Here is a 24,566-nt window from a genome sequence, read left to right as displayed (position 1 = left end):
CCGCCGGTTGCAAAGACATTGGAGGAATGGTCCTTGAAGCAGCGGATTGTTACTGGAATTGCAGCGGGTCTCGGGTTTTTGCTCCTCTTGTATCTGGGCGGCTCCTGGTATACGGGACTAATCCTGATTCTCGCCCTGATCGGGTATGATGAATTTTTGCGTATGAACGGACTGAAAGAAGGCAGAGCCCTTCCTGTTATCGGATATGTGGGCGTATTCGCCCTGATCATTCCCTGGGGAAGTACAGGGATCACGTTGACCCAGCTCATATGGGTATCGATGTTCGTCTTTATGGCGGCTACCGTGGTCTCCAAGAACAAAATCACGATCGACCATGTGGCCATGGCCTTTATCGGTATGGTATATGTCGGAGTCGGCTTTCATTATATGGTGGAGACCCGCAACGGCCCGGAGGAAGGGTTGTTTTGGACGCTCCTCGTATTTCTTTGCATTTGGTCGACGGATTCCGGCGCTTACTTTATCGGATCCCAAATTGGAAAAACCCCTCTGTGGCCCACCATCTCTCCCAAGAAGTCCATCGAAGGCGCACTGGGCGGCGTAGTCGTCTCGATTATCGTGGCCCTCATCTTCGCATGGCTGCGGCCCGATATCCTCACCTTCCCCCAAGCGGCTTGGATCGGACTTGTGATTGCGGTCGTGGGACAGCTGGGTGATCTGATTCAATCCGCATATAAGCGCGTCAAAGGGATTAAGGATTCGGGCAACCTGCTGCCGGGGCACGGAGGCGTGCTGGACCGTACGGATTCGTGGTTGATCGTGTTCCCGTTTCTTCAGCTCCTGTATCTCATACCGCACATGTAGCCCGCAAGGGAATCCGCAAGTTCTAAGCATACAGAGGTGAATCCCTTTTGAAGAAAATCAGTATTCTGGGCTCCACCGGTTCCATCGGAACCCAAACACTCGACGTAGTATCCCATTATCCGGATTTGTACTCCGTGGAAGGCCTCGCGGGGGGTTACAATGTTCCGCTGCTCCTGGAGCAGATAAGGCAGTTTAACCCAAGTAAAGTGTCGGTGGCTACGAAAGAGCTGGCACGGGAAGTGGCGGACCAGATCCCTGCCGGCATTCCGGTGCTGTTCGGTCAAGAAGGCTTAACGGAGATCGCGGCCGGCACGGATGCGGAGCTGGTCGTCACGGCCGTTGTAGGCAGCCAGGGACTGCGTCCGACGCTTGCGGCCGTACAGGCAGGCAAGCACATTGGTCTCGCCAACAAGGAGACGCTGGTGAGCGGAGGGCATCTCGTAACGGAGGCCGCTCGCCGCAAGGGTGTCAGTCTTCTGCCGATCGACAGCGAGCATTCCGCGATTTTTCAGTGTTTGAACGGGGAATCGCTGGGCGATATACATAAAATCACGCTGACTGCTTCCGGAGGCTCCTTTCGGGACCGCACCCGGGACCAGCTGCAGGGCGTAACGGTCGAGGATGCGCTTAACCATCCGAATTGGTCGATGGGAGCAAAGGTAACGATCGATTCGGCGACCATGGTCAACAAAGGACTGGAAGTGATGGAAGCCCACTGGCTGTTTGGGCTTTCCTATGATCAGATTGAGGTGATGATCCATCCCGAGAGCATCATCCACTCCTTCGTCGAGTTTGAGGATTACAGCGTTATCGCTCAGCTTGGGATGCCCGATATGCGGGTGCCGATCCAGTATGCGTTGACTTATCCTCGCCGGATGAAGACCCCATCGGAGAGACTGCGGCTGGCGGACATCGGAAAGCTGCATTTCCGCGAGATGGATTTCGAACGGTTTCCCTGCCTGCGGATGGCTTATGAGAGCGGACGGGCAGGCGGCTCGATGCCAACCGTGTTCAATGCGGCCAATGAGGTGGCGGTCGAGCGGTTCCTGAAGGGCGAGGTGGCCTTTCTGGATATCGAGCGGATCATCGAAGGCGTCATGGAGAAGCACAGCACGATCGCGTCTCCGGATCTCGACACGATTACCGAGATCGACCTGTGGGCGAGAGGGGCAGCCGCGGCTGTGAGAGGATAAGGCGCAGCAAGGCGGGCGAGACATCTTTTGGCGGCACGCAACATATAAGTTCGTATGTAGACATGCAATGGACCGGGACGAAAATGCCCCCTGGTCCTTCCTGTATCGCTTTGGGCAAGTAAGTTGTCAGGACGGAATCACAATCTGCAAGTACTGCAGGGCCAGTCAGCTTGTATTCCCTTCGGCAATAATGTTAATCTTATGATAATACAGCCCATAAGCTTTCACTACGAACATAGGTGTTTAAGGAGGCCGCATAAGCATTGGCTACGCTGCAGAACGTTTTCCAAATTATGCTCTTGTTTTTTGTTCTCGTGACGATTCACGAGTGGGGACATTTTTACTTCGCCCAGCGGGCAGGGATTCTCGTCAGGGAGTTCGCCATCGGATTCGGACCCAAGTTGTTCTCCTTCAAAAGGAAAGAAACGCGGTATACGCTCCGGCTGCTGCCTATTGGCGGGTTCGTCCGCATGGCCGGTGAAGATCCGGAACTCGTGCAGATTACTCCGGGCCAGCGGATCGCAGTCAAGTTGAACGGCAGCCAGGTGTCTCACATTTATGTCACCGATTTTGAGAATCGTTCCGGTGCCGTCGAAGGACTGGTCGAAGAGATCGATTTGGAGCGGAAACTCGAACTGCGGCTTGACGTGGATGGGGCGTTGGAGCAGTACAGCATCCATCCGCAGGCCCTGCTTGTCAATAAAGAGACCGAAACGCAGATTGCCCCCTGGGATCGTCAGTTCGGCAGCAAAACCGTCGGCCAGCGTGCGCTGTCCATTTTTGCGGGACCGCTGATGAACTTCATCCTGGCGTTCCTTCTCTTCGTTGCCGTCGTATTTATGATCGGCGTGCCGACCGGACGCGTAATGATTCAGGACGCTGTAGCCGGCTCGGCTGCCGAGAAGGCGGGACTGATGTCCGGGGATGTGGTGATCTCGGTTAACGGGGAGTCGCTCGGGTCCAACCGCGAGCGCATCCGGGAACTCGTCCAGAATTCCGCCAACAAACCGATGGACTGGGTGATCGAGCGCGGAGGCACGCAGATCCATAAGCAGGTTACACCGGTCATGGATAAAGACGGCGTGCTGCGCGTGGGAGTAACGAATACGCTGGAGACTCGTCCTACCCGGTTCGGGGAAGGGATCGTGGAGGGCGGCAAAAACTTGATCTCCGCCTCCACGCTGATTCTGGACGGGTTCGGCAAGCTGGCTACACTGCAGGTGAAGATGGATGATTTGGGCGGTCCCGTCCGTATCGTCGAATTCACCAGCGAGCAGGCCAGCGCGGGTATTCCTCAGTATATCTCGTGGACGGCCATCATGAGCCTCTATCTCGGCCTCTTCAATCTACTGCCCATTCCGGCGCTTGACGGAAGCAGACTGGTATTCCTCGGTCTGGAAGCGCTGCGCGGCAAGCCGATTGATCCGAGCCGGGAGAGCATGGTGCATTTTGTAGGCTTCGCCATGCTGATGCTGCTGATGATTGCCGTAACGTACAATGACATTTTGCGGCTGATTCAAGGATAAGAACTGGCTGTTGTAGGGGGAAACGAAAGGTATGGCTAAGGATAAGCAGGACAAACAATTCGTGAAGGAAATCACGCCGCAGGGCGAGGATTTCTCTCGCTGGTATATTGATGTGATCAAGAAAGCGGACCTCATGAGCTACTCGCCGGTCCGCGGTTGTATCGTCTTCAAGCCTGACGGATACGAAATCTGGGAGAATATCCAGAAGGAGCTTGACCGCCGCTTTAAGGAAACGGGCCACCGCAATGCGTACTTCCCAATGTTCATTCCCGAGAGCTTTTTCCAGAAGGAAAAGGAGCATGTCGAGGGCTTCAATCCCGAGCTTCCTTGGGTGACGGAAGCCGGCGGCGAGAAGCTGGAAGAGCGTCTGGCAATCCGCCCGACCTCCGAAACGATGATCGGTCACATGTATTCCGAGTGGATCAACTCGTATCGCGATCTGCCTGTCCTGATCAACCAGTGGGCGAACGTCGTCCGCTGGGAGAAGCGGACACAGCCGTTCCTGCGGACCAGCGAATTCTTGTGGCAGGAAGGCCATACAGCCCACGAGGACGAAGCGGATGCACGCAAGGAAACGATGCAGATGCTGGACATTTACCGGGATTTCGCGGAGAACTATCTGGCGATACCGGTGATCATGGGCCAGAAGACGCCTTCGGAGAAGTTCGCCGGAGCGGTGGACACCTTCTCCATCGAAGCAATGATGAAGGACGGGAAGGCCGTACAGGCCGGTACGTCGCATTACCTCGGCACGAACTTCGCCGTCGCTTTTGATATCAAGTATCTGGACCGTGAGAACACCCACCAGTTCTGCCATACGACTTCGTGGGGCGTAAGCACGCGGCTGATCGGCGCCCTGATTATGGTGCACGGCGACGACCGCGGACTGGCGCTTCCTCCGAAGATCGCTCCTACGCAGGTCGTCATGATTCCGATCGGACCGCCGAAGACCCGCGAAGCGGTCGTAGGGCGTGTGGATGAGCTGTACAGCCAGCTCAAGGCTGCCGGCGTCCGCGTCAAAGTGGACGACAATCCGGATCAAAGCCCGGGCTGGAAGTTCAACGAGTATGAGATGCGCGGCGTTCCGATCCGTGTCGAGCTCGGTCCGCGTGACATGGAGAACGGACAAGTCGTACTCGTCTCCCGCATCACAGGTGAGAAGCGGATAGTGCTCCAAGACCAATTCGTGGAAGAGGTCCAAAAGCTGTTGACGGAAACCCATCAGGAAATGTATGATCGAGCCAAGCGGTTCCGCGACGAGAACATGACGGAAGCGGATACGGTGGACGAACTGAAGACTTTCCTTGAGGGGAAGCGCGGCTTTGCCTTGTCGGGCTGGTGCGGTTCCGCGGCCTGCGAAGCACAGGTTAAGGAAGAAACCGGCGCGACGAGCCGCAACATACCGTTCGACGCTCCGGAGAAACCGAAGTGCCTCGTGTGCGGCGAGCCTTCCAAGCACACCGTCGTCTTCGGCCGTGCTTATTAATCGCCGCCTGGCTCGTTGAGCCGCGCAAGGTACCGGCAGCTGCTCGTCTTCGGCCTCCTGCCGAGGCGAGCAGCTTTGCAGATGTTTGTTTTGTTCCTTTACAACTACACCACGCAGTGTAATTTAGAAGTTTTGTTTTTGAAGGTTTGGCGGGCAGTCGTACCATTCGCTGGCTGACCCAGGACAAGCAGGGATGCGGAAAGTTTACGCCCTCCTTTGAAGTCAAGCTGCTGCCTTTTATCTTTTCATAATAATGCAGCTTGATTTCAACAGCGGTGGAGCCCATAGGCCCCACTCTGCCTCCACGCCTTCAAATCTCAAAACGACTAAACCTTTTTATATAAGGGCAGGGGATCTCTCATCCTTATGCCCTTTATTGTTTTTTTATGAGGGAGGGGCAGCATGACCAGCAGTACGGCGCAGAAGCGGGACCGGTTCGAGATGCTGATGCACCAGGCCGGGGTGTCGAACGATGTCGTCCAGTCGTTTTTTAGCGACGGCTATATCGAGAAGGTGGAGACGAGCCGCAAGAACCGGGAATGGATGTTTTATATCGTCAAAACCAGCGTAATTCCGCAGGATGTATACCGTTCCTTTTGCAAGACGATCCGCGACAAGTTCTCTCATATTGCGAACATCAAGTTCGCTCTGAGGTATACGCCGGACGTCTCGCTAGAGCGTGTCGCCCATGAATATTGGAGCATGTTCATCGAATGGGTTCAACGGGAGCATCCTTCCATTAACGGCTGGATGACAAAGGCCAAAATCGATGTGCAGGGCAGTACACTAACGCTTCATTTGCTCGATACGATCGGCATGGAACTGGCAAAGAAGAAAAATATCGGCGGACTCATCCAATCTTATTTTTCCATTTTTTTTGGTGTCGAGCTTCATGTGAAATATACGGTGGACCAGGCGCGCGGCGAAGTGTTCGAGAAGTTCGCGCAGCAGATCATCGAGGAACAGAAGGAAGTAACCTCCATCCTCATGACAGCCGTGGAAGCAGAGGAGTCGCAGGACGATGAGCCGGAAGGCGAAGTCAAGCTGATGGTCGGCTATGATATCAAAGAACCGGCCGTATCGCTGCAGGTCGTCAGAGACGAAGAAAAGAAAATTACGGTGCAGGGCTCCGTCTTCGGCATCGAGGTCAAAGAGCTGAGAAACGGCAGCACCCTGTTCACGTTCAATATAACGGATTTCTCCGATTCCATCATGGTCAAAGCCTTCGCCAAGACGAAGGAGGATGTCCGAATCTACAGCCTGATCCAGAACGGGACCTGGCTGAAGCTGCGGGGCAAAGTCGAGTATGACCGGTTCATGCAGATTCCGGAGCTGGTCATGATCCCGTCGGATGTGAACGAAATCTCCGCTCCGCCTGACCGCAAGGACGACGCGGCGGAGAAGCGGGTCGAATTTCACCTGCATACGACCATGAGCACGATGGATGGCATTACGCCGATCGACCAGTATGTGAAGATGGCGGCCAAATGGGGACACAAAGCGATCGCTGTAACGGATCACAGCGGGGTGCAGAGCTATCCGGATGCGAACAAGGCGGCCAAGAAGAACGGCATCAAAATGATCTACGGACTGGAAGCGAACGTCGTGGACGATTCGGTCAAAGTGGTTCATAACCCTACCGAAATTCCACTTGCGGATGCCGAATACATCGTGTTCGATATCGAGACGACGGGTCTGTCGGTCACGAGCAACAAGATCATTGAGATTGCCGGCGTGAGGATGAAGGAAGGCAAAGAGATTGACCGCTTCAGCACCTTCGTCGATCCCCATGAGCGGATTCCTTATAATATCCAGCAGCTAACGAATATTACCGATGAGATGGTCCACGGGGCACCGGAGATCGAAGAAGTGCTGCCTCAGTTCATCGAGTTTATCGGGGACAGCGTGCTTGTGGCCCATAACGCGCGGTTTGACATCGGGTTCATCCAAGCGAACTGCAGGCGTCTGGGCCTCCCGGAAGTGAAGAATCCGGTGCTCGATACGCTCGAACTCGCGAGATTGCTCATGCCGACCTTGAAGAATCACCGGCTGAATACGCTGGCGGACAAATTCAAGGTGTCGCTGGAGAACCATCACCGTGCCATCGACGACTCCATCGCGCTCGGTTATGTGCTGTTCCATCTGCTGAAGGACGCCGCTGAGATCGGGTATCATCAACTGCACCGGCTGAACGACCAGGTGGGCAAAAACTTGACGACCCAGCGTCCGTTCCACTGCTGCATCTATGCCAAGGACATGGTTGGCAAAAAGAACCTGTATACGCTCGTTTCTTTGTCCCACACGCAGTATTTTCACCGGGTGGCGTGCATTCCGAAGAGCAAGCTCATGGAGATGCGCGAAGGCCTCATTATCGCTTCCGGGTGCGAGAAGGGTGAATTCTTCGAGACCGTGCTCAACAAATCGGTGGAAGAAGCCGAAGCGGTGGCGGAATTCTACGATGTGCTCGAAATTCAGCCTACCTGCGTCAATATGCACCTCGTGGAGAAGGGACTGGTCGGCAGCCCGGCCCAGCTCGAGGATGCCAACCGGACGATTATCGCCATCGGGCGCAAGCTCGGGAAGCCGGTCATCGCCACGGGCAACGTGCATTACCTCCACCCGCGCGAGAAGATCAACCGGGATATTACCATTAACGGGATTACGGGCTTCAGTCCGCTGAAGGATATCCGCAAGCCGGACGTGCACTTCCGTACGACCAAGGAAATGCTGGCCGAATTCGACTATCTCGGCAAAGAAACGGCCTATGAGGTCGTGGTGAAGAATACCTCCGAACTGGCGGACAGGTTCGAGGAGCTGGAGCTCTTCCCGGACAAATTGTTCACGCCGATCATTGAAGGCGCGGATGAGGAAATCCGGAGCACGTGCTATGAGACGGCAAGACAGATCTACGGGGAACCGATTCCCGAGGTTGTCACGGCCCGGCTGGAGAAAGAACTGGTTCCGATCATCAAGTACGGCTTCTCGGCGAACTATCTGATCTCGGAGCGGCTTGTGAAGAAGTCCAATGCGGACGGGTATCTCGTCGGTTCGCGGGGATCTGTCGGTTCGTCCGTCGTCGCCACCTTCCTCGGCATCTCCGAGGTTAATCCGCTGCCTCCGCATTACACGTGCAAGGCCTGCCAATTCAGCGAATGGATTCTTGACGGCTCGATCCCATCGGGCTTCGACCTGCCGGACAAGGATTGCCCGCAGTGCGGCGCCAAACTGAGAGGCGAAGGCCAGGATATCCCGTTCGAGACATTCCTTGGATTCAAGGGCGACAAGGTGCCGGATATCGACTTGAACTTCTCGGGGGAATACCAGCCGCAGGCGCATAATTTCACCAAAGAGATCTTCGGTGCGGAGAATGTGTTCCGTGCGGGTACCATTGGTACCATTGCGGAGAAAACAGCATACGGGATGGTCAAAAAGTATGAAGAGGCCCAGGGGCAATCGTGGCGCGGCGCTGAAATCAACCGGCTGGCGCTCGGGTGCACGGGCGTCAAGCGCAGTACCGGACAGCATCCCGGCGGTATAGTCGTAGTACCGGACTATATCGATGTGGATGATATTACGCCGGTGCAGTTCCCGGCGGACGATAAGACCTCCGAGTGGAAAACAACGCACTTTGACTATCACGCCTTCGATGCCAACCTGCTCAAGCTCGATATTCTGGGGCACGATGATCCGACGATGATGCGGATGCTGCAGGATCTCACCGGGGTGGACCCAACGACGATCCCGATGAATGATCCGAAGGTCATGAGCATGTTCAACTCGGTCGACGCGCTTGGCGTCCGCCCCGACCAGATCCGTACACCGGTTGCGACCTACGGCGTTCCGGAGATGGGCACGAAGTTCGTTCGCCAGATGCTCGAAGAGGCGAGGCCGTCGAGCTTTGCGGATTTGCTGCAGATCTCGGGGCTGTCCCACGGAACCGGCGTATGGCTCGGTAATGCGCAGGAGCTCATCAAGAAGGGCATCTGCAACATCAAGACCGTGATCGGGTGCCGTGACGATATCATGCTGTACCTGATCTACAAGGCGGGGATGGATGCCAGTCTGGCGTTCAAGATTACGGAGAGCGTGCGGAAGGGGAAAGGGTTGACGCCGGAGTGGAAGGAAGAAATGAAGCGGTGCAAGGTGCCGGCGTGGTATATCGATTCGTGCGAGAAGATCGAGTACATGTTCCCGAAGGCGCATGCGTCTGCCTATGTTATCTCCGCCGTGCGTACTGCCTACTTCAAGCTGTATCACCCGATCGCGTTCTACGCCACTTACTTCTCCGTCCGTGCATCGGACTTTGAACTCGAGACGCTGTGCCAAGGGTATGACGCGATCCTGCGCCGTCTGATCGAGATCGAGGAGAAAGGGTTCCAGGCGCTGCCGAAGGAAAAAAATATGATCTCGCTTCTCGAGATGGCCCTTGAGATGACAGCCCGCGGATTCTCCATCAAGGGTATCGATCTGTACAAATCCGATGCGACCAAGTTCCTGATCGAAGGGGATTCGCTCATTCCTCCGTTCGCGGCATTGGCCGGGATTGGGGAGAACGCCGCGAAGAATATCGCTGCAGCGAAGGACGAGGGGCCGTTCCTGTCGGTCGAAGATTTCCAGAAGCGAAGCAAGGCTTCCAAAACGATCGTCGAACTGCTTGCAGGCATGAATTGCTTCCGCGGCCTGCCGGAATCAAACCAGCTGTCCCTGTTCTAGAGGGGGCGTTGTTGCACTACAGCTAGGGCTATGGTATAATCTTCTATGGTAGCAATGTAATATCTCGTGACCAAAGAGTGGGGAAACCCACTCTTTACATTTTGTATAAGGCTCTAAGCGAGTGAAGCACCGGTTTTTGGGGCTTTCACCGGGCATGTTAGGAGGAATAGTAGCCTTGAGCACACAAATCAAATCCATCGTGGAAGAACTTGTCCGGCCCTTTGTGGACGACAACGGATTTGAGCTGGTCGACATCGAGTATGTAAAAGAAGGCGGCAACTGGTTTCTGAGGGTGTACCTCGACAAGGAAGGCGGCATCGATATCGATGACTGCACCCGGGTCACCGAATACCTCAGCGCCAAGCTGGATGAGAAAGATCCGATTCCGGACGCTTACTTCCTGGAGATTTCGTCCCCCGGCGCGGAACGCCCCTTGAAGAAAACCCAAGATTACCATAAGGCCGTGGGCGAGCATGTGTTTGTTACTACATACGAGCCGGTAAACGGGCTGAAGGAATTCGAGGGGACGCTGGTGTCCTTTGACGAAGAGACGGTTGTCGTCTCCATCGGGAAGAAGGTACACAGCATTCCGTTTGCCAAAGTGGCCAGCGCCCGCTTGGCCATCTTATTTTAGGATCCGTTCGGTGCAAGTGCGAACGGTTCGTATTTTATGAGAGGGGGAACTCCATTCACATGAACATGGATTTTATTGAAGCATTGAATGAAATCGAGAGAGAGAAAGGCATCGCCAAGGAAATTTTGATCGATGCCATTGAAGCGGCGTTGATTTCGAGTTATAAACGGAATTTCAACACCGCTCAGAATGTGCGGGTTGATATTAATCGCCATACCGGGTTAATAAAGGTATATGCCCGCAAAGCCGTTGTGGAGGACGTGCTCGATCCGCGGCTTGAGATTTCGCTGCCTGCTTCCAGGGAGATCAGCCAAAACTATCAGCTCGGCGATATCGTCGAGATTGAAGTGACGCCGAGAGACTTCGGCCGGATCGCAGCGCAGACGGCGAAGCAGGTCGTGACCCAGCGAATCCGCGAAGCGGAGCGGGGGTTGATCTACAATGCTTATGTCGACAAGGAAGAAGATATCGTCAACGGTATCGTGCAGCGTCAGGATCAGCGGAACCTGTACATCGACCTCGGTAAGATTGAAGCGGCGATGCCGCTCAGCGAACTGATGCCGACCGACAAGTTCAAGCACGGGGACCGCGTCAAGGCCTACATCACCAAGGTGGAGAACACGACGAAGGGGCCTCAAATCATCCTGTCCCGTACCCATCCGGGGCTGCTCAAGCGTCTGTTCGAGCTTGAGGTGCCGGAGATCTTCCAAGGCGTCGTCGAGATCCGTTCGGTAGCCCGCGAAGCCGGCTTTCGTTCCAAGATCGCCGTGCACTCCCGTAACCCGGAAGTGGATCCGGTCGGCTCCTGTGTCGGTCCGAAGGGTATGCGGGTGCAGACGATTGTGGGCGAGCTCAAGGGCGAGAAGATTGATATCGTACGCTGGATGGAGAGCGTGGAGGACTATGTCGCGAACGCGCTGAGCCCTTCGAAGGTGCTGGAAGTCCAGGTGTTCGAAGCCGAGAAGATGGCCCGCGTCATCGTGCCGGACTACCAGCTTTCCCTGGCGATCGGGATCAAAGGCCAGAATGCCCGCCTTGCGGCGAAGCTTACGGGCTGGAAGATCGATATCAAGAGCGAGACGCAAGCGGAGCAGGAATATGGCCGCGAACGCACGTATACCGAAGAAATGCACCAGGATTCGATCAGCATCGATTAGCCTGCCGGCTGTCGCTTGTTGTACGGAAGGGGGAGAGCCGGATGAAACCCAGAAAAATACCGCTTCGCAAGTGTGTGGCCTGCAATCAGTCCATGCCCAAAAAGGAATTAATCCGGGTCGTCAAGACCCCGGATGACGTACTGCTGATTGACCTGACGGGCAAGAAGGCCGGCCGCGGCGCTTACTTGTGCGGGAAACAATCCTGCTTCAGGCTTGCGAAGAAGTCGCGCGCCTTGGACCGCGCTTTGAAGTCTCCTGTTTCTCCCGACATCTATGATGCGCTGGAGCAGGACTTCATAAAAGTGGAAGATGAGTTTATTGCCGGTAAAGAAGCGGTGGATGATAAGCATGACGAATAACAAATTTTTTAACAATTTGGGCCTAGCTATGCGGGCCGGCAAAGTGATAACGGGCGAGGACATGGTCATTGATTCTGTCCGGCACGGAGGAGCGAAGCTGGTCATCATCGCCGAAGACGCCTCTGCGGGGACCTATAAGAAAGTAAACGATAAATGCAGCTATTATCAAGTACCTCTTCATCAGTATGGACTTAGGGAGCAGCTTGGAGCAAGCATTGGCAAAGAGGCAAGGGTTGTCCTAGCCGTTACCGATGCGGGATTTGCGCGCATGTTGTTGAAACAGTAGGAAAACGTTTCGGAGGTGGACTGTATTGACGAAACAAGACAATAATAAAGACAAGCTGCGCGTGTACGAGTACGCAAAGTCTCTGAACATGAGCAGCAAAGAGATTATTACCATCTTAAAAAGACTGGGTCGTCCGGTCAACAATCATATGAGTGTAATGGAGAATGATGCGGTGGATAGTGTAGAGAAGTTTTTCAAAGACGTAAAGGCCAATGCAGCAGCTAAAAGAACAGAGAACAATGCAGTACCCGCTACGAATAAAACAGTAGCAGTAACCCCTAAACCGGAACAGCGCCAGCCATCGGCGCAGGCTTCTTCGCCTACGCGGAGCAGCGGCGACAGTGCGCCGGCAAGCCAGGCATCGCAAGGATCTAGCGATGCTCCGTCTGCTGAGCGCAGCGGCAGCCAAGGTAGCAGCGGCGGCGGTCAAGGCGGCGGCGGATACCGTGGCGGCCAAGGCGGCAGCAGCGGCGGTCAAGGCGGCGGCGGATACCGTGGCGGCCAGGGCGGCAGCGGTGGCGGTCAAGGCGGCGGCGGATACCGCGGCGGCCAGGGCGGCAGCAGCGGCGGTCAAGGCGGCGGCGGATACCGTGGCGGCCAAGGCGGCAGCAGCGGCGGTCAAGGCGGCGGCGGATACCGTGGCGGCCAAGGCGGCAGCAGCGGCGGTCAAGGCGGCGGCGGATACCGCGGCGGCCAAGGCGGCAGCAGCGGCGGTCAAGGCGGCGGCGGATACCGTGGCGGCCAAGGCGGCAGCAGCGGCGGTCAAGGCGGCGGCGGATACCGTGGCGGCCAGGGCGGCAGCAGCGGCGGTCAAGGCGGCGGCGGATACCGTGGCGGCCAGGGCGGCAGCAGCGGCGGTCAAGGCGGCGGCGGATACCGTGGCGGCCAAGGCGGCAGCGGCGGCGGTCAAGGCGGCGGCGGATACCGTGGCGGCCAGGGCGGCAGCGGCGGGGCAGCTCGGCCGAGCGGCGGAGCTGCTCCTGCAACAGGACAGCGTCCGGACTCGCGCCGCGGCAACTTCGACCAGCGCAATCGTACGGCAGCGTCCGGGGGCAAACCTGTGGCAGCGGTCATTGATAAGGACGGCGAAGAAAAGATCAAGAGAAGCCGCCCGGCCGGCAAACGGTTTGATGATAACAAACCGGGTACTGGCAGAGGCGCAGGGCGCAATAATCGCGGTAAGGGCGGACGGAATCAAGAGCCACCGAAGCCGAAGATCGACAACACGCCGAAGAAGATTATCGTGCGCGGCACGATGACGGTCGGCGAGCTGGCTAAAGCGCTCCATAAGGATGCTTCCGAAGTAATTAAGAAGCTGCTGTTCCTCGGCACGATGGCGACCATCAACCAGGAACTCGATCTCGATGCGATTCAGCTTCTGGCAGCCGATTATGGTGTCGAGGTTGAACTCAAAATTCCGGTGGAGGAAGATAAGTTCGAGCAGTTCGAAGAGAACGACGAAGAAGCCGATCTGATCGAACGTCCACCGGTTGTTACCATCATGGGGCACGTTGACCATGGTAAAACCACCCTGCTCGATGCCATCCGCAGCACGAACGTCACCGAAGGAGAAGCTGGCGGCATTACCCAGCATATCGGTGCGTACCAAGTGGAAACTCATAATAAGAAGATCACGTTCCTTGATACCCCGGGTCACGAAGCGTTCACTTCCATGCGTGCGCGCGGAGCCCAGGTTACGGACATTACGATCATCGTTGTGGCAGCCGACGACGGCGTTATGCCGCAAACGATCGAAGCCATCGCTCACGCGAAGGCGGCGAAGGTGCCGATTATCGTAGCCGTGAACAAGATCGATAAACCGGATGCGAATCCGGATAAGATCAAGCAGGAACTGACGGAGTACGAACTGGTTCCCGAAGAGTGGGGCGGAGACACCATCTTCTGCAACATTTCGGCGAAGCAGCGTCTGGGACTCGAGAATCTGCTCGATATGATTCTTTTGGTGGCGGAAGTGCAGGAGTTCAAGGCGAACCCTAACAAACGCGCCAGAGGTACGGTTATCGAAGCCGAGCTCGACAAAGGCAAAGGCCCTGTGGCCCGCGTCCTGATCCAGCACGGTACGCTCAAAGTCGGCGATAGCTTCGTAGCGGGTGTATGCTTCGGCCGTGTCCGCGCGATGGTCAACGACAAGGGCAAGAAGCTTAAAGAAGCCGGGCCATCCACGCCGGTGGAGATTACCGGTCTGACGGAAGTGCCGCAGGCAGGTGATCCGTTCCTTGCTTTCGAAGACGAGCGCAAAGCCCGCGATATCGCGGACAAACGCTCCATCACGCTTCGCCAGTCCGAGATTACGGCCAATTCCCGCGTAACCCTTGACGATCTTTACAAGCAGATCAAGGAAGGCGAGATTAAGGATCTGAACGTCATCATCAAATCCGATGTTCAAGGTTCGGCCGAAGCGCTGAAGGGTTCCCTCGAGAAAATCGATGTGGAAGGCGCACGCGTCAAGATCCTGCTCAGCGGCGTAGGTGCCATCACCGAATCCGACGTTATTCTGGCATCCGCTTCGAACGCGATCGTCATCGGCTTTAACGTTCGTCCAGAACCGCAAGCGATGAATACGGCGGATCAGGAGAAGGTAGACATCCGTCTGCATACCATCATCTACAAGGTGATGGAAGAGATCGAGTCCGCGATGAAGGGTCTTCTGGATCCGACATTCAAGGAAGTCGCTATCGGTGCGGCCGAAGTGCGGAACGTCTTCAAAGTATCTAAAGTCGGTACGATTGCAGGCTGCATGGTTACTTCGGGTAAAATCAGCCGGAACGCACAGGCTCGTCTCGTCCGCGGCGGAATCGTCGTGTACGAAGGCAAGATCGATAACCTCAAACGCTTCAAAGACGATGCTAAAGATGTAGCGCAAGGGTACGAGTGCGGTATCTCCCTCGAGAAGTACAACGATATCAGAGAAGGGGATACCATCGAAGCTTACGTTATGGAAAAAGTAGAGAGGTGATCGCATGGCTAAAATTCGTGTCGGCCGGGTTGGGGAACAGATCAAGAAAGAAATTTCCCAGATTATCCAATCCGAACTGAAAGATCCGCGTATCGGGTTCATCACCGTTACCGGAGTCGATGTAACGAACGAGTTCTCTCAGGCCAAAATTTTTCTGAGCGTGCTAGGCAGTGACGAACAGAAGGAAGCGACGCTGAAGGCTCTCGCGCGCAGCACGGGTTTCATCCGCTCTGAACTCGGCAAGCGGATTCGTATGCGCAAGGTACCGGAACTTCTCTTCAAATTCGATGCATCCATCGATTACGGCAGCAAGATCGAGTCGCTCCTCCACCAGATCAACGAGGGGAATGCGAATCTATGACCGAAGCGGATTATGCCGCCTCGTTTCGTGCGGCGGCAGACTATATCCGGGAAGGCGATGATTTTCTGGTCGTGTCCCACATGCAGCCCGATGGGGATGCGGCCGGATCTACCTTTGCCGTAGCCTGGATGCTTCAGGCCTTGAACAAAAGCTATACCTTGGTGAACGAAGGCCGCATGCCGGAGAAGTACATGTACATGGCTTCCGGCGTCGGCCCCATCCATGCTTATGATACGAACCCGCCCGAACGCAAGTTCGAGCGGGTCATATCCGTGGATTGCGCGGATTATGAGCGGATTGGCAGAGTCCACAAATGCATCTCGCCTACGGCGGCCCTGCTGAATATCGATCATCATGCGACCAACGATCATTTTGGTACGGTAAATCTTGTTGTTCCGGATGCGGCGGCGACAGTAGAAGTGCTGTATGACCTCGTGCAGGAACTGGGGCTCTCTATGCCCTTGGGACTTTGCAGCTGCATCTATTCCGGACTGCTGACCGACACCGGAGGGTTCCGTTATTCCAATACGACTCCCAAGGTGCTTGGTATCGCGGCAGACCTGCTCGGCCGCGGTGTTCAAGGACATGAGCTTGCCGAAAGGCTGCTCGAAACAATGACTTACGGGCAAGTGTCCCTGCTCAAACAAAGCTTGAACACGCTTCGGTTTTCACATCAAAACCGCATTGCCTGGCTTAGCGTCTCGCTGCAGGACCGCGAGTCCACGGGGGCTTCGTCCGAGGATATGGACGGCCTCGTGAACTATGCGCGCAATGTGGAGGGAGTGGAGGTCGGGATGCTGTTCAAGGAAAAGCAGCCCGGCGTCATCAAGGTTTCGCTGCGTTCCGGCGGAACGGCCGACGTAGCGGCCATCGCCCAAACCTTCGGGGGCGGGGGTCACGTGAAAGCGGCAGGCTGTACGTTCCACGGGACCATGGATGAGGCCGTTGCAGCGATAGTCAGTGAAGTGGGGAAGGGAATCGCATGACGCTTGAAGGCATACTGCCGGTCTGGAAACCGGCTGGGTTTACCTCACATGATGTAGTGGCCAAGGTCCGGCGTATTCTGAAGATCAAGCGCATCGGGCATACCGGTACGCTGGATCCGCAGGTGACAGGGGTACTCCCCCTGTGCATCGGCCGGGCCACGCGTCTTGTGGAATACATACAGGAGCTGCCGAAGGAATACGAGGCGACGCTCCGTCTCGGGATAGCCACGGATACGGAGGACTTGTCCGGTGAGGTGCTTCGGAGGGAAGAAGGCTTATCTTTGAAGCTGACGCCAGAAGAAGTTACGGAGGCGGTCAGCCGGTTCGTCGGCGAGATCGAGCAGGTACCTCCTATGTTCTCCGCTGTTAAAGTGGATGGGAAGCGCCTCTATGATCTCGCCAGACAAGGTGTGGAAGTGGAACGCAAAGCCCGCAAGGTGACGATTCACCGCATCGATGTGCTTGATACGGATTGGACGGGAGTTTACCCGGAAGTCCGGTTTCGCGTCGCCTGCTCCAAAGGTACGTACATCCGGACGCTCTGCGTCGATATCGGAGCGGCGATCGGTGTCCCTGCCGTCATGGCGGAGCTGGTTCGCACGTCAACCGGCCACATCGGTCCTGAAGCATGCCTCACGTTCGAACAGATCGAAGACATGCAGCGGGAAGGCTCGCTAGGGGCGCGGCTCATTCCTATGGACCAGGCTTTACAGCATCTTCCTTCGGTGTCTCTGAACGAGATACAGACCGTGAAGGCGCTGCAAGGCCAGAAGATCCGGGTACTGCCTGAGGCGGTATCCCATTTGACGGGAGGCGAAACCGCTGCCGCTTATTCTCCGAACCGGGATTTAATCGGAGTATACGAGTGGGATCCGGCCCAAGGCATGCTTCTCCCTGTGAAGATTTTTTCGTAAAATAGATGGTCAACAAGCGCGCCGGCTCTCTGCATGCAGGGAATCGGCCGCTGTGTATCCCGGACCTGCGGCGGGCTGCCGCCAAGGTCTGAAGTAGGTGAACGAAGCGATGATGAGAACGATACAACTCACATTCCCGCTGCCGCAGCCGGGGCGTGCAGGATGGCCCTGCGGGGTACTGGCGATCGGTGACTTCGACGGGGTCCATCGGGGCCACCAGGAAGTGATCAGCCGGGCCGTGGAGCGGGGCAAGGAACTCGGCTTGCCGGCCGCGATCATGACGTTTCATCCGCATCCGAGACAGGTGCTCGGTATGGACAAGTATACGCGGCTGCTTACGCCGCTCTCGGCCAAGGAAGAGCGTCTTCGGGAGCTGGGAGTCGACACCCTGTACATAGTTGATTTCAGCAAATCGTTTATGTGCGTAACCCCCGAGCAGTTCGTCGAGGAGATGCTCGTTCCGCTGGGCGTGAATACCGTCTTCGTCGGATTCGATTTTACCTTCGGACACCGGGGGGCCGGAACGCCGGATACGCTGTGCGAACTCGCAGCGGGCCGGTTTGCCGTGGAGGTGGTGCGTCCGTACCATATCGACGGTCACAAGGTAAGTTCCACCCTGGTGCGAGAGGCGCTGCTTGCCGGGAGGATCCGGCAGGCTACCCATCTGCTTGGCCGGCCTTACCACGTACGGGGCAAGGTGGTCCATGGGGACGGCAGGGGGCATTCCATCGGATTCCCAACTGCCAATGTCGAAGTGACAGCCCCTTATGTGGTTCCGGTGAACGGCGTATACGCCGTTCAGGTGGAAGTGCGCGGACACAAACGGGCGGGCGTCATGAACCTGGGCGTTAAGCCTACGTTCGGTTCCCATGTTGAGGAACCTGTGTTCGAAGCGCATCTGTTTGACTTTGACGATTCGTTGTACGGGGAAGAAGTCCGCGTGGATTTCATCGAATATATTCGCGCCGAGCGCAAGTTCGAATCCGTTCCGGAATTGATCGAACAGATCGGCCGGGATGCCCGGGAAGCCCGTTCTCTGCTGTCGGAAGAAAATTCCTCCGAACTCTCGTAATTCATTTTACTTTTTATATTCCTCTGTGCTATACTGGTTAACGTTGCTGTTTTCGCTGCAAGCGAAACGGATGCTAGCGGGATACAGACAAGCAGAAGAAACAAAGCAGAAGTAACCATGGCATGGAGACTCGATTCTCCGACGGTCTCTGGGCTAGAGGCAATTACATGAATAATGGAGGTGAATTACCAATGGCACTTACACAAGAACGCAAACAGGAACTGATTGCTACTCACAAGACTCACGAGAGCGATACGGGATCTCCTGAAGTTCAAATCGCAATCCTCACGGAAAACATCGTGAACCTGACTGGCCATTTGAAGACGCACAAGAAGGATCATCACTCTCGTCGCGGTCTTCTGAAGATGGTCGGACAACGCCGTAAACTTCTGACGTACCTGAAGAATAAGGACGTTCAGCGTTACAGCGACCTGATCGCGAAACTCGGTCTTCGCCGCTAATTGGCAAAACCACAAAGCAACCACGTTCGTCCTTTGTTCCCGCCGGACTTCCGGTAGGGGGCATGGGAACACGGGGTTGCTTTTTTTCGAGATGGGGCCGGGACAGAGGAATTGCGGTGCCATGGGATTTCAAGGGCCGCATGGTCCAATAATGTTTTCCCTAAAAGCAGGAAATACTAGCCAAGATGAAGAATGGTAAAATGAAGAAGAACCCGGAGTTTCCGGGTTCCGTGCAGCTGGGTGTAAGCTGTGCGCCAATCCTGAGGAGGTTGTTTATGCAGAAGCAGGTGCAGATGGATCTGGGCGGACGTACGCTGATCCTCGAAACCGGGCGTCTGGCCAAGCAGGCCAACGCCGCCGTCGTAGCCAAATACGGCGATACGGTCATCTTATGTACGGTGACGGCATCGTCCGAGCCGAAAGATCTTGATTTCTTCCCGCTCACCGTGAACTATGAAGAGCGCTTATACTCGGTCGGTAAGATCCCTGGGGGATTCATCAAGCGTGAAGGGCGTCCAAGCGAAAAAGCGATCCTGGCGAGCCGTCTGACGGACCGTCCGATTCGTCCGCTGTTCCCGGAAGGCTTCCGTAACGACGTACAGATCGCGAACATCGTCATGAGCGTGGACCAAGACTGCTCGCCCGAGATTGCTGCGATGATCGGTACCTCTGCGGCGCTGAGCATCTCCGATGTGCCGTTCAACGGTCCGGTAGGCGGCGTGATCGTAGGCCGTGTGGATGGTCAATTCCTGATCAACCCGACGCTCGAGCAGGCGGAGAAGAGTGATATCCACCTCGTGGTAGCGGGTACGAAGGACGCGATCATGATGGTTGAAGCGGGTGCTGACGAAGTACCGGAAGAAGTCATGCTGGAAGCGATCATGTTCGGCCATGATGAGATCCGCAAGATCGTTGCGATTCAAGAGCAGCTCGTTGCGGAAGCAGGCAAGCCGAAGATGGAAGTGAAGCTGCATGCGGTGGATGCGGAAGTCAATGCGGCCGTACGCCAGTTCGCGCAGTCCCGTCTCGTCGAAGCGATCAAGGTGCAGGAGAAGCATGCCCGCCAAGAAGCGATCGACGCAGTGAATGCCGAAGCCAAGGAACACTTTGCCATCGTCTATGCCGAAACGCCGGAGAAAATGGGCGATGTGAAGGAAACCTTGTACGACATCGTCAAGGAAGAAGTAAGACGCCTGATCACGCATGACAAAGTGCGTCCAGACGGCCGTGCGCTTGACGAGATCCGCCCGATCGAATGCGATATCAACCTGCTCCCACGCACGCATGGATCCGGTCTCTTTACGCGCGGACAAACGCAGGCGCTCAGCATCTGCACCTTGGGTGCGCTCGGCGACGTGCAGATTCTTGACGGGATCGATCTCGAAGAGTCGAAGCGCTTCATGCATCACTATAATTTCCCTCCGTTCTCCGTAGGGGAAGCCAGACCGCTTCGTCCTCCGGGCCGCCGCGAGATTGGACATGGTGCTTTGGGCGAACGTGCGCTTGAGCCGATCATCCCGAATGAGGTGGAGTTCCCGTACACGATCCGTCTGGTCTCCGAGGTGCTGGAATCCAACGGTTCGACGTCGCAGGCAAGTATTTGCGCAAGTACGCTGGCTCTGATGGATGCCGGTGTGCCGATCAAAGCTCCAGTAGCCGGTGTAGCAATGGGGCTCATCAAAGACGGCGAGCATTTCTCGATTCTCTCGGATATTCAAGGGATGGAAGATCATCTCGGCGACATGGACTTCAAAGTAGCAGGTACGGCTAAAGGGGTCACTGCGCTGCAGATGGATATTAAGATTGACGGCATCGACCGCAGCATTCTCACCCAATCGCTGGAACAGGCCAAAGTCGGCCGGATGCATATCCTGAACAAGATGCTGGAGCGGATCACCGAGCCGAAGACATCTCTCTCGAAGTATGCGCCGAAGATCATTACGATGCAGATCAACCCGGATAAGATCCGCGATGTCATCGGAGCAGGCGGGAAGATCATCAACAAGATCATCGAAGAGACGGGCGTCAAGATCGATATCGAACAGGACGGCCGCGTATTCATCGCCTCTTCCAACCAGGAGATGAACGAAAAGGCGCGCCAAATCATCGAAGGCATTGTGCGCGAAGTGATCGTCGGCGAGATCTATCTCGGCACCGTGAAGCGGATCGAGAAGTTCGGCGCGTTCGTGGAGATTCTGCCGGGTAAAGACGGGCTTGTCCATATCTCGCAATTGTCCACTGAGCGTGTAGCCAAAGTGGAGGATGCTGTGAAGATCGGGGATCAGATCACCGTGAAAGTGACCGAGATTGACGGGCAGGGCCGTGTCAACTTGTCGCGCAAAGCCGTACTCACTGCTGAAGCACCAGCACAAGCTTAAATCCTCAACCGCATATCCGTCTGCCTTCGGGCAGACAAACGAAGAAAGAGTCAGAGCAGTCTGTCTCTTTTTTGCTGTGTATGTACGCAATGAGCCAAGCAAGCACGGCGGTATAAACCTGTCCGCGTCCGCATATGTATGGGACAAACGGTGATGCGACAGGAGAATGCACATGAAACGCTATCCTATAGCAACAGCGGCGGTTTGTTTGGGCCTCGTGCTGCTGGGACTGGAGAACTCGGCGGCCGTGAACGAGTTCGCGGACCATGCGAGGCAGCGGGCCGCCGATGCCCCTGCAGCCGGCAAGGCGCCTGCCATGGAGGCGGTAGAAGCCGCCGTGAGGCTTGTAACGGGAGAGGAGCAGGAGGAAGGAAAGAGCGAGATCCGCAGGCAGATCCAAGCGGAAGCAGACAAACGCCGGGTGGCGCCGGTGAATGCGAGGCTGGACCCGGTATGGAAGGCGATACCGGGCTACAATGGGCTGGAGGTTGACGTGGAGGCGACGTTCAAGCTGGCGCAGCAGGGCGGGGGCGAGCCACTGAAGCTGATCTACAAGGAAGTGCCGCCGGCGATCGGCTTGGACCAGCTCGGGCCCCAGCCGGTCTATAAGGGCAATCCGAATAAGAAAATGGCTGGCATGATGATCAATGTGGCCTGGGGCGACGAGTTTTTGGAGCCCATGCTCGCCACCTTGCGGCAGGAGGGGGTGCACGCGACATTCTTTTTTGACGGCATGTGGTTGAAGAAGAATGCGGAGACCGCCCGGCGGATTCTGGCGGAAGGGCACGAGGCGGGCAATCATGCTTACTCGCACAAGGACATGAGCAAACTGGACCGGATGGGCAATCTGACGGAAATTTCCAAGACCGAGGCGCTGTTGACCGGCGAGGTCGGCATCCGCAACCGGCTGTTCGCTCCGCCATCGGGAGACTACAGCCAGACCACCGTGCAGGTGGCTCACGAACTCAAGCTTCGCACCATCCTCTGGACGCTCGATACGATCGATTGGAAGAAGCCGTCGCCTGCCTCCATCGTAGACAAGGTACGGACCCGGGTGGAGCCCGGTACGCTGATTCTCATGCATCCAACGGCTTCCAGCAGTGGGGCGCTGAAGGGAATGATCCAGGCGATCCGCTCGAAGGGGTTGACGCTGGGGACGGTCTCTGAGGTGATTTCGCCGGATCGGCTGCCGGAAGTTGAGTCCGCCCGCCAATAGTGATAATATCTAATGAAGGGTTTCCTGCCTTTGCCTGCTGCGGGAGAGAATCCCCGCTTCGGCTCCATTGCCCTTCTTGCAGGAGCTTCGCGTCCGGTGGACGGACTTATTTTGATTACATAGCTAGCTGAGGAGGCTTCCCGCTTGGACAAATATACATTGGACAACGGACTCAGGGTCGTTGTGGAGAAAATTCCCACATGCCGTTCCGTTGCATTCGGCATCTGGGTCAAAACCGGTTCGCGTCACGAAAGCCAGACGCAGAACGGGATCTCCCATTTTATCGAACATATGCTCTTTAAGGGGACCGAGAAATACAGCGCCAAGGATATCGCCGAAATTTTTGACGGCATCGGCGGCAATGTGAACGCGTTCACTTCCAAGGAATATACCTGCTACTACTGTAAAGTGCTCGACGAGCATCTTCCGATTGCGGTGGAAGTGCTCTCGGACATGTTCTTTAACTCGGTCCTGGATCCGGTAGAGCTGGCCAAAGAAAAGAATGTCATATACGAAGAGATCTCCATGTACGAAGACACGCCGGACGATATGGTACATGATCTCATCGCCAAAGCGGCCTTTGAGAACCATTCGCTCGGGAATACGATTATCGGTACGCAGGAGAATTTGGCCGCGATGGATTCGTCCACGCTGCGGGAGTATATGGACACCCATTATACGGTCGGCAACACGGTGATCAGCATTGCCGGCAATGTGGGCGATGATGTTCTGCCGTTGATTCAAACCCATTTTGGGGCATTCGCCGCCCAAGGGGCCGGGGGCGTGGACAGCCCGCTTTCTTTCCACAGCAACCAGCTCTCCCACCAGAAGAAGACCGAGCAGAACCACATCTGCCTCTCTCTGCCCGGCTTGTCGGCCAAAGACGAGCGGCTCTATGCGATGGTTCTGCTCAACAATGCGATCGGCGGGGGCATGAGCTCGCGTCTGTTCCAAGAGATCCGCGAGAAGCGGGGGCTCGCGTATTCCGTCTACTCGTATCACACCTCTTATCAGGACGGCGGGTTGTTCACGGTCTACACGGGCACCGCACCGAAGCAGACCGACGAGGTGCTTAAGGTCACCCTTGAGATGATGTCGGAGCTGAAGGATAAGGGCCTGACGGATGGCGAGCTGCGCAAAGGCAAGGAGCAGATGAAAGGCAGTCTGATCCTGAGTCTCGAGAGCACTTCCTCCCGGATGAACCGCCTAGGGAAGAATGAACTGATGCTCGGCCGGCACTACAGCCTCGATGAGATGATCGAGCGGGTGGAAGCGGTGGAGATGGACCACATCCGCGACCTGATCGCGAGCATGCTGTCGAATCCGTTCGCCCTTGCGATGGTAGGGCAGAACGACAATGCGATCCAAGGCTTCAGGAGGGATATACTTGTCTGAGGCATTCCACGTAGAGATCAAGAGGCTGCCGGGCAGCGAGGGACTGCCCCTTCCTCAGAAAATGTCGGAGCTGGCCAGCGGCTTCGATTTGTATGCGGCACTCGCGCAGCCGCTCACGCTTACACCAGGGGAGCGGGCACTCGTTCCTGCCGGCTTCGCCTTGGCGATGCCGGGTGAGCTGGAAGCGCAGATTCGCCCCCGCAGCGGCCTTGCGTATAAGCACGGCATCACAGCACTGAATTCCCCGGGCACGATTGACGCGGATTACCGCGGCGAGGTGAAGGTGCTCCTGATCAACCATGGGGGAGAACCGTTCGTGATCGAGCGCGGGGAACGCATAGCGCAGATGGTATTCCAGATCGTCCCGCAGATTCGCTTGACCGAAGTGGAGGAACTCGGCGCCACGGTACGGGGAGCCGGCGGGTTCGGTCATACCGGAACCAAGTAAGACAGTGAGCCGCAAACGTCTTTCGGATGACGGAAGTAACTTCCGCAATCCGAGGGGCGTTTTTTTGTTGTATCCAGAGATGTGCTATCGCCTTTCCGTACCTCCGACTTGGAACCCATCCATAGGCACCGGCATAAGATGATTTATCCGAAAGCGGCAGGCGGAGCAAACCTTCTCCTGCC

The 24,566-nt window shown here is 56.2% G+C and carries 19 protein-coding genes; all 19 read left to right on the top strand.

The genetic code is table 11. From position 1 onward, the window contains the following. Positions 1-33: 33 nt before the first annotated feature. On the top strand, positions 34-822 hold the full coding sequence (locus O9H32_RS11080) for a phosphatidate cytidylyltransferase (RefSeq protein WP_269866155.1): 789 nt from the start codon (positions 34-36) through the stop codon (positions 820-822). 47 nt (positions 823-869) lie between these two features. Further along, entirely contained in the window at positions 870-2,015 is a 1,146-nt protein-coding gene (locus tag O9H32_RS11075) for a 1-deoxy-D-xylulose-5-phosphate reductoisomerase (protein ID WP_269866153.1), read from the top strand. Between the two features lie 263 nt (positions 2,016-2,278). Then, the gene (gene rseP / locus O9H32_RS11070; protein ID WP_269866152.1) at positions 2,279-3,541 is read left to right on the top strand and encodes an RIP metalloprotease RseP; all 1,263 of its coding nucleotides are present in this window, start codon (positions 2,279-2,281) and stop codon (positions 3,539-3,541) included. A gap of 31 nt (positions 3,542-3,572) precedes the next feature. After that, on the top strand, positions 3,573-5,027 hold the full coding sequence (gene proS / locus O9H32_RS11065; RefSeq protein WP_269866151.1) for a proline--tRNA ligase: 1,455 nt from the start codon (positions 3,573-3,575) through the stop codon (positions 5,025-5,027). Positions 5,028-5,429: 402 nt separating this feature from the next. After that, positions 5,430-9,740, top strand: coding sequence for a PolC-type DNA polymerase III (locus O9H32_RS11060; protein WP_269866149.1), 4,311 nt, complete (start codon positions 5,430-5,432; stop codon positions 9,738-9,740). Between the two features lie 175 nt (positions 9,741-9,915). Further along, on the top strand, positions 9,916-10,374 hold the full coding sequence (rimP, locus tag O9H32_RS11055) for a ribosome maturation factor RimP (RefSeq protein ID WP_269866147.1): 459 nt from the start codon (positions 9,916-9,918) through the stop codon (positions 10,372-10,374). Between the two features lie 59 nt (positions 10,375-10,433). Continuing rightward, positions 10,434-11,531, top strand: coding sequence for a transcription termination factor NusA (gene nusA / locus O9H32_RS11050; RefSeq protein ID WP_269866145.1), 1,098 nt, complete (start codon positions 10,434-10,436; stop codon positions 11,529-11,531). A gap of 41 nt (positions 11,532-11,572) precedes the next feature. Further along, on the top strand, positions 11,573-11,890 hold the full coding sequence (gene rnpM, locus O9H32_RS11045; protein WP_269866144.1) for an RNase P modulator RnpM: 318 nt from the start codon (positions 11,573-11,575) through the stop codon (positions 11,888-11,890). Then, a complete protein-coding gene (locus O9H32_RS11040; protein WP_269866142.1) occupies positions 11,880-12,176 on the top strand; it encodes a YlxQ family RNA-binding protein in 297 nt (98 codons plus the stop codon). The genes rnpM and O9H32_RS11040 overlap by 11 nt, the downstream gene beginning before the upstream one ends. Before the next feature lie 25 nt (positions 12,177-12,201). Then, positions 12,202-15,153 carry a translation initiation factor IF-2 gene (gene infB / locus O9H32_RS11035; RefSeq protein ID WP_269866141.1) on the top strand — a complete coding sequence of 984 codons (2,952 nt, stop codon included), beginning with the start codon at positions 12,202-12,204 and terminating at the stop codon, positions 15,151-15,153. A 4-nt stretch (positions 15,154-15,157) separates the two neighbouring features. Then, positions 15,158-15,514 (top strand): 30S ribosome-binding factor RbfA, encoded by a 357-nt coding sequence (rbfA, locus tag O9H32_RS11030; RefSeq protein WP_269866139.1) that lies wholly within the window; start codon positions 15,158-15,160, stop codon positions 15,512-15,514. Next, positions 15,511-16,500 carry a DHH family phosphoesterase gene (locus O9H32_RS11025; RefSeq protein ID WP_269866137.1) on the top strand — a complete coding sequence of 330 codons (990 nt, stop codon included), beginning with the start codon at positions 15,511-15,513 and terminating at the stop codon, positions 16,498-16,500. Before rbfA ends, O9H32_RS11025 begins: the two co-directional genes overlap by 4 nt. Continuing rightward, complete coding sequence (gene truB / locus O9H32_RS11020) at positions 16,497-17,414, top strand: tRNA pseudouridine(55) synthase TruB (RefSeq protein WP_269866135.1); 918 nt, start codon at positions 16,497-16,499, stop codon at positions 17,412-17,414. Before O9H32_RS11025 ends, truB begins: the two co-directional genes overlap by 4 nt. A 109-nt stretch (positions 17,415-17,523) precedes the next feature. Further along, positions 17,524-18,486, top strand: a complete 963-nt coding sequence (locus O9H32_RS11015; protein WP_269866133.1) for a bifunctional riboflavin kinase/FAD synthetase — start codon at positions 17,524-17,526, stop codon at positions 18,484-18,486. Positions 18,487-18,677: 191 nt separating this feature from the next. After that, positions 18,678-18,947: a 30S ribosomal protein S15 gene (rpsO, locus tag O9H32_RS11010; RefSeq protein WP_269866132.1), complete on the top strand. Its 270-nt coding sequence runs from the start codon at positions 18,678-18,680 to the stop codon at positions 18,945-18,947. Between the two features lie 275 nt (positions 18,948-19,222). Next, positions 19,223-21,325 carry a polyribonucleotide nucleotidyltransferase gene (gene pnp, locus O9H32_RS11005; protein ID WP_269866130.1) on the top strand — a complete coding sequence of 701 codons (2,103 nt, stop codon included), beginning with the start codon at positions 19,223-19,225 and terminating at the stop codon, positions 21,323-21,325. 172 nt (positions 21,326-21,497) lie between these two features. Then, a complete protein-coding gene (locus O9H32_RS11000) occupies positions 21,498-22,541 on the top strand; it encodes a polysaccharide deacetylase family protein (RefSeq protein ID WP_269866129.1) in 1,044 nt (347 codons plus the stop codon). 144 nt (positions 22,542-22,685) lie between these two features. After that, entirely contained in the window at positions 22,686-23,936 is a 1,251-nt protein-coding gene (locus O9H32_RS10995; RefSeq protein ID WP_269866127.1) for a M16 family metallopeptidase, read from the top strand. Next, positions 23,929-24,384: a dUTP diphosphatase gene (gene dut / locus O9H32_RS10990; RefSeq protein WP_269866125.1), complete on the top strand. Its 456-nt coding sequence runs from the start codon at positions 23,929-23,931 to the stop codon at positions 24,382-24,384. The genes O9H32_RS10995 and dut overlap by 8 nt, the downstream gene beginning before the upstream one ends. The last annotated feature ends 182 nt before the right edge of the window (positions 24,385-24,566 follow it).

The organism is Paenibacillus caseinilyticus (genome assembly GCF_027533645.1).
Taxonomy (GTDB): domain Bacteria; phylum Bacillota; class Bacilli; order Paenibacillales; family NBRC-103111; genus Paenibacillus_G; species Paenibacillus_G caseinilyticus.
Note: the sequence above shows the minus strand (reverse complement) of the source record. Positions and strands in the feature narration are given on the sequence as shown.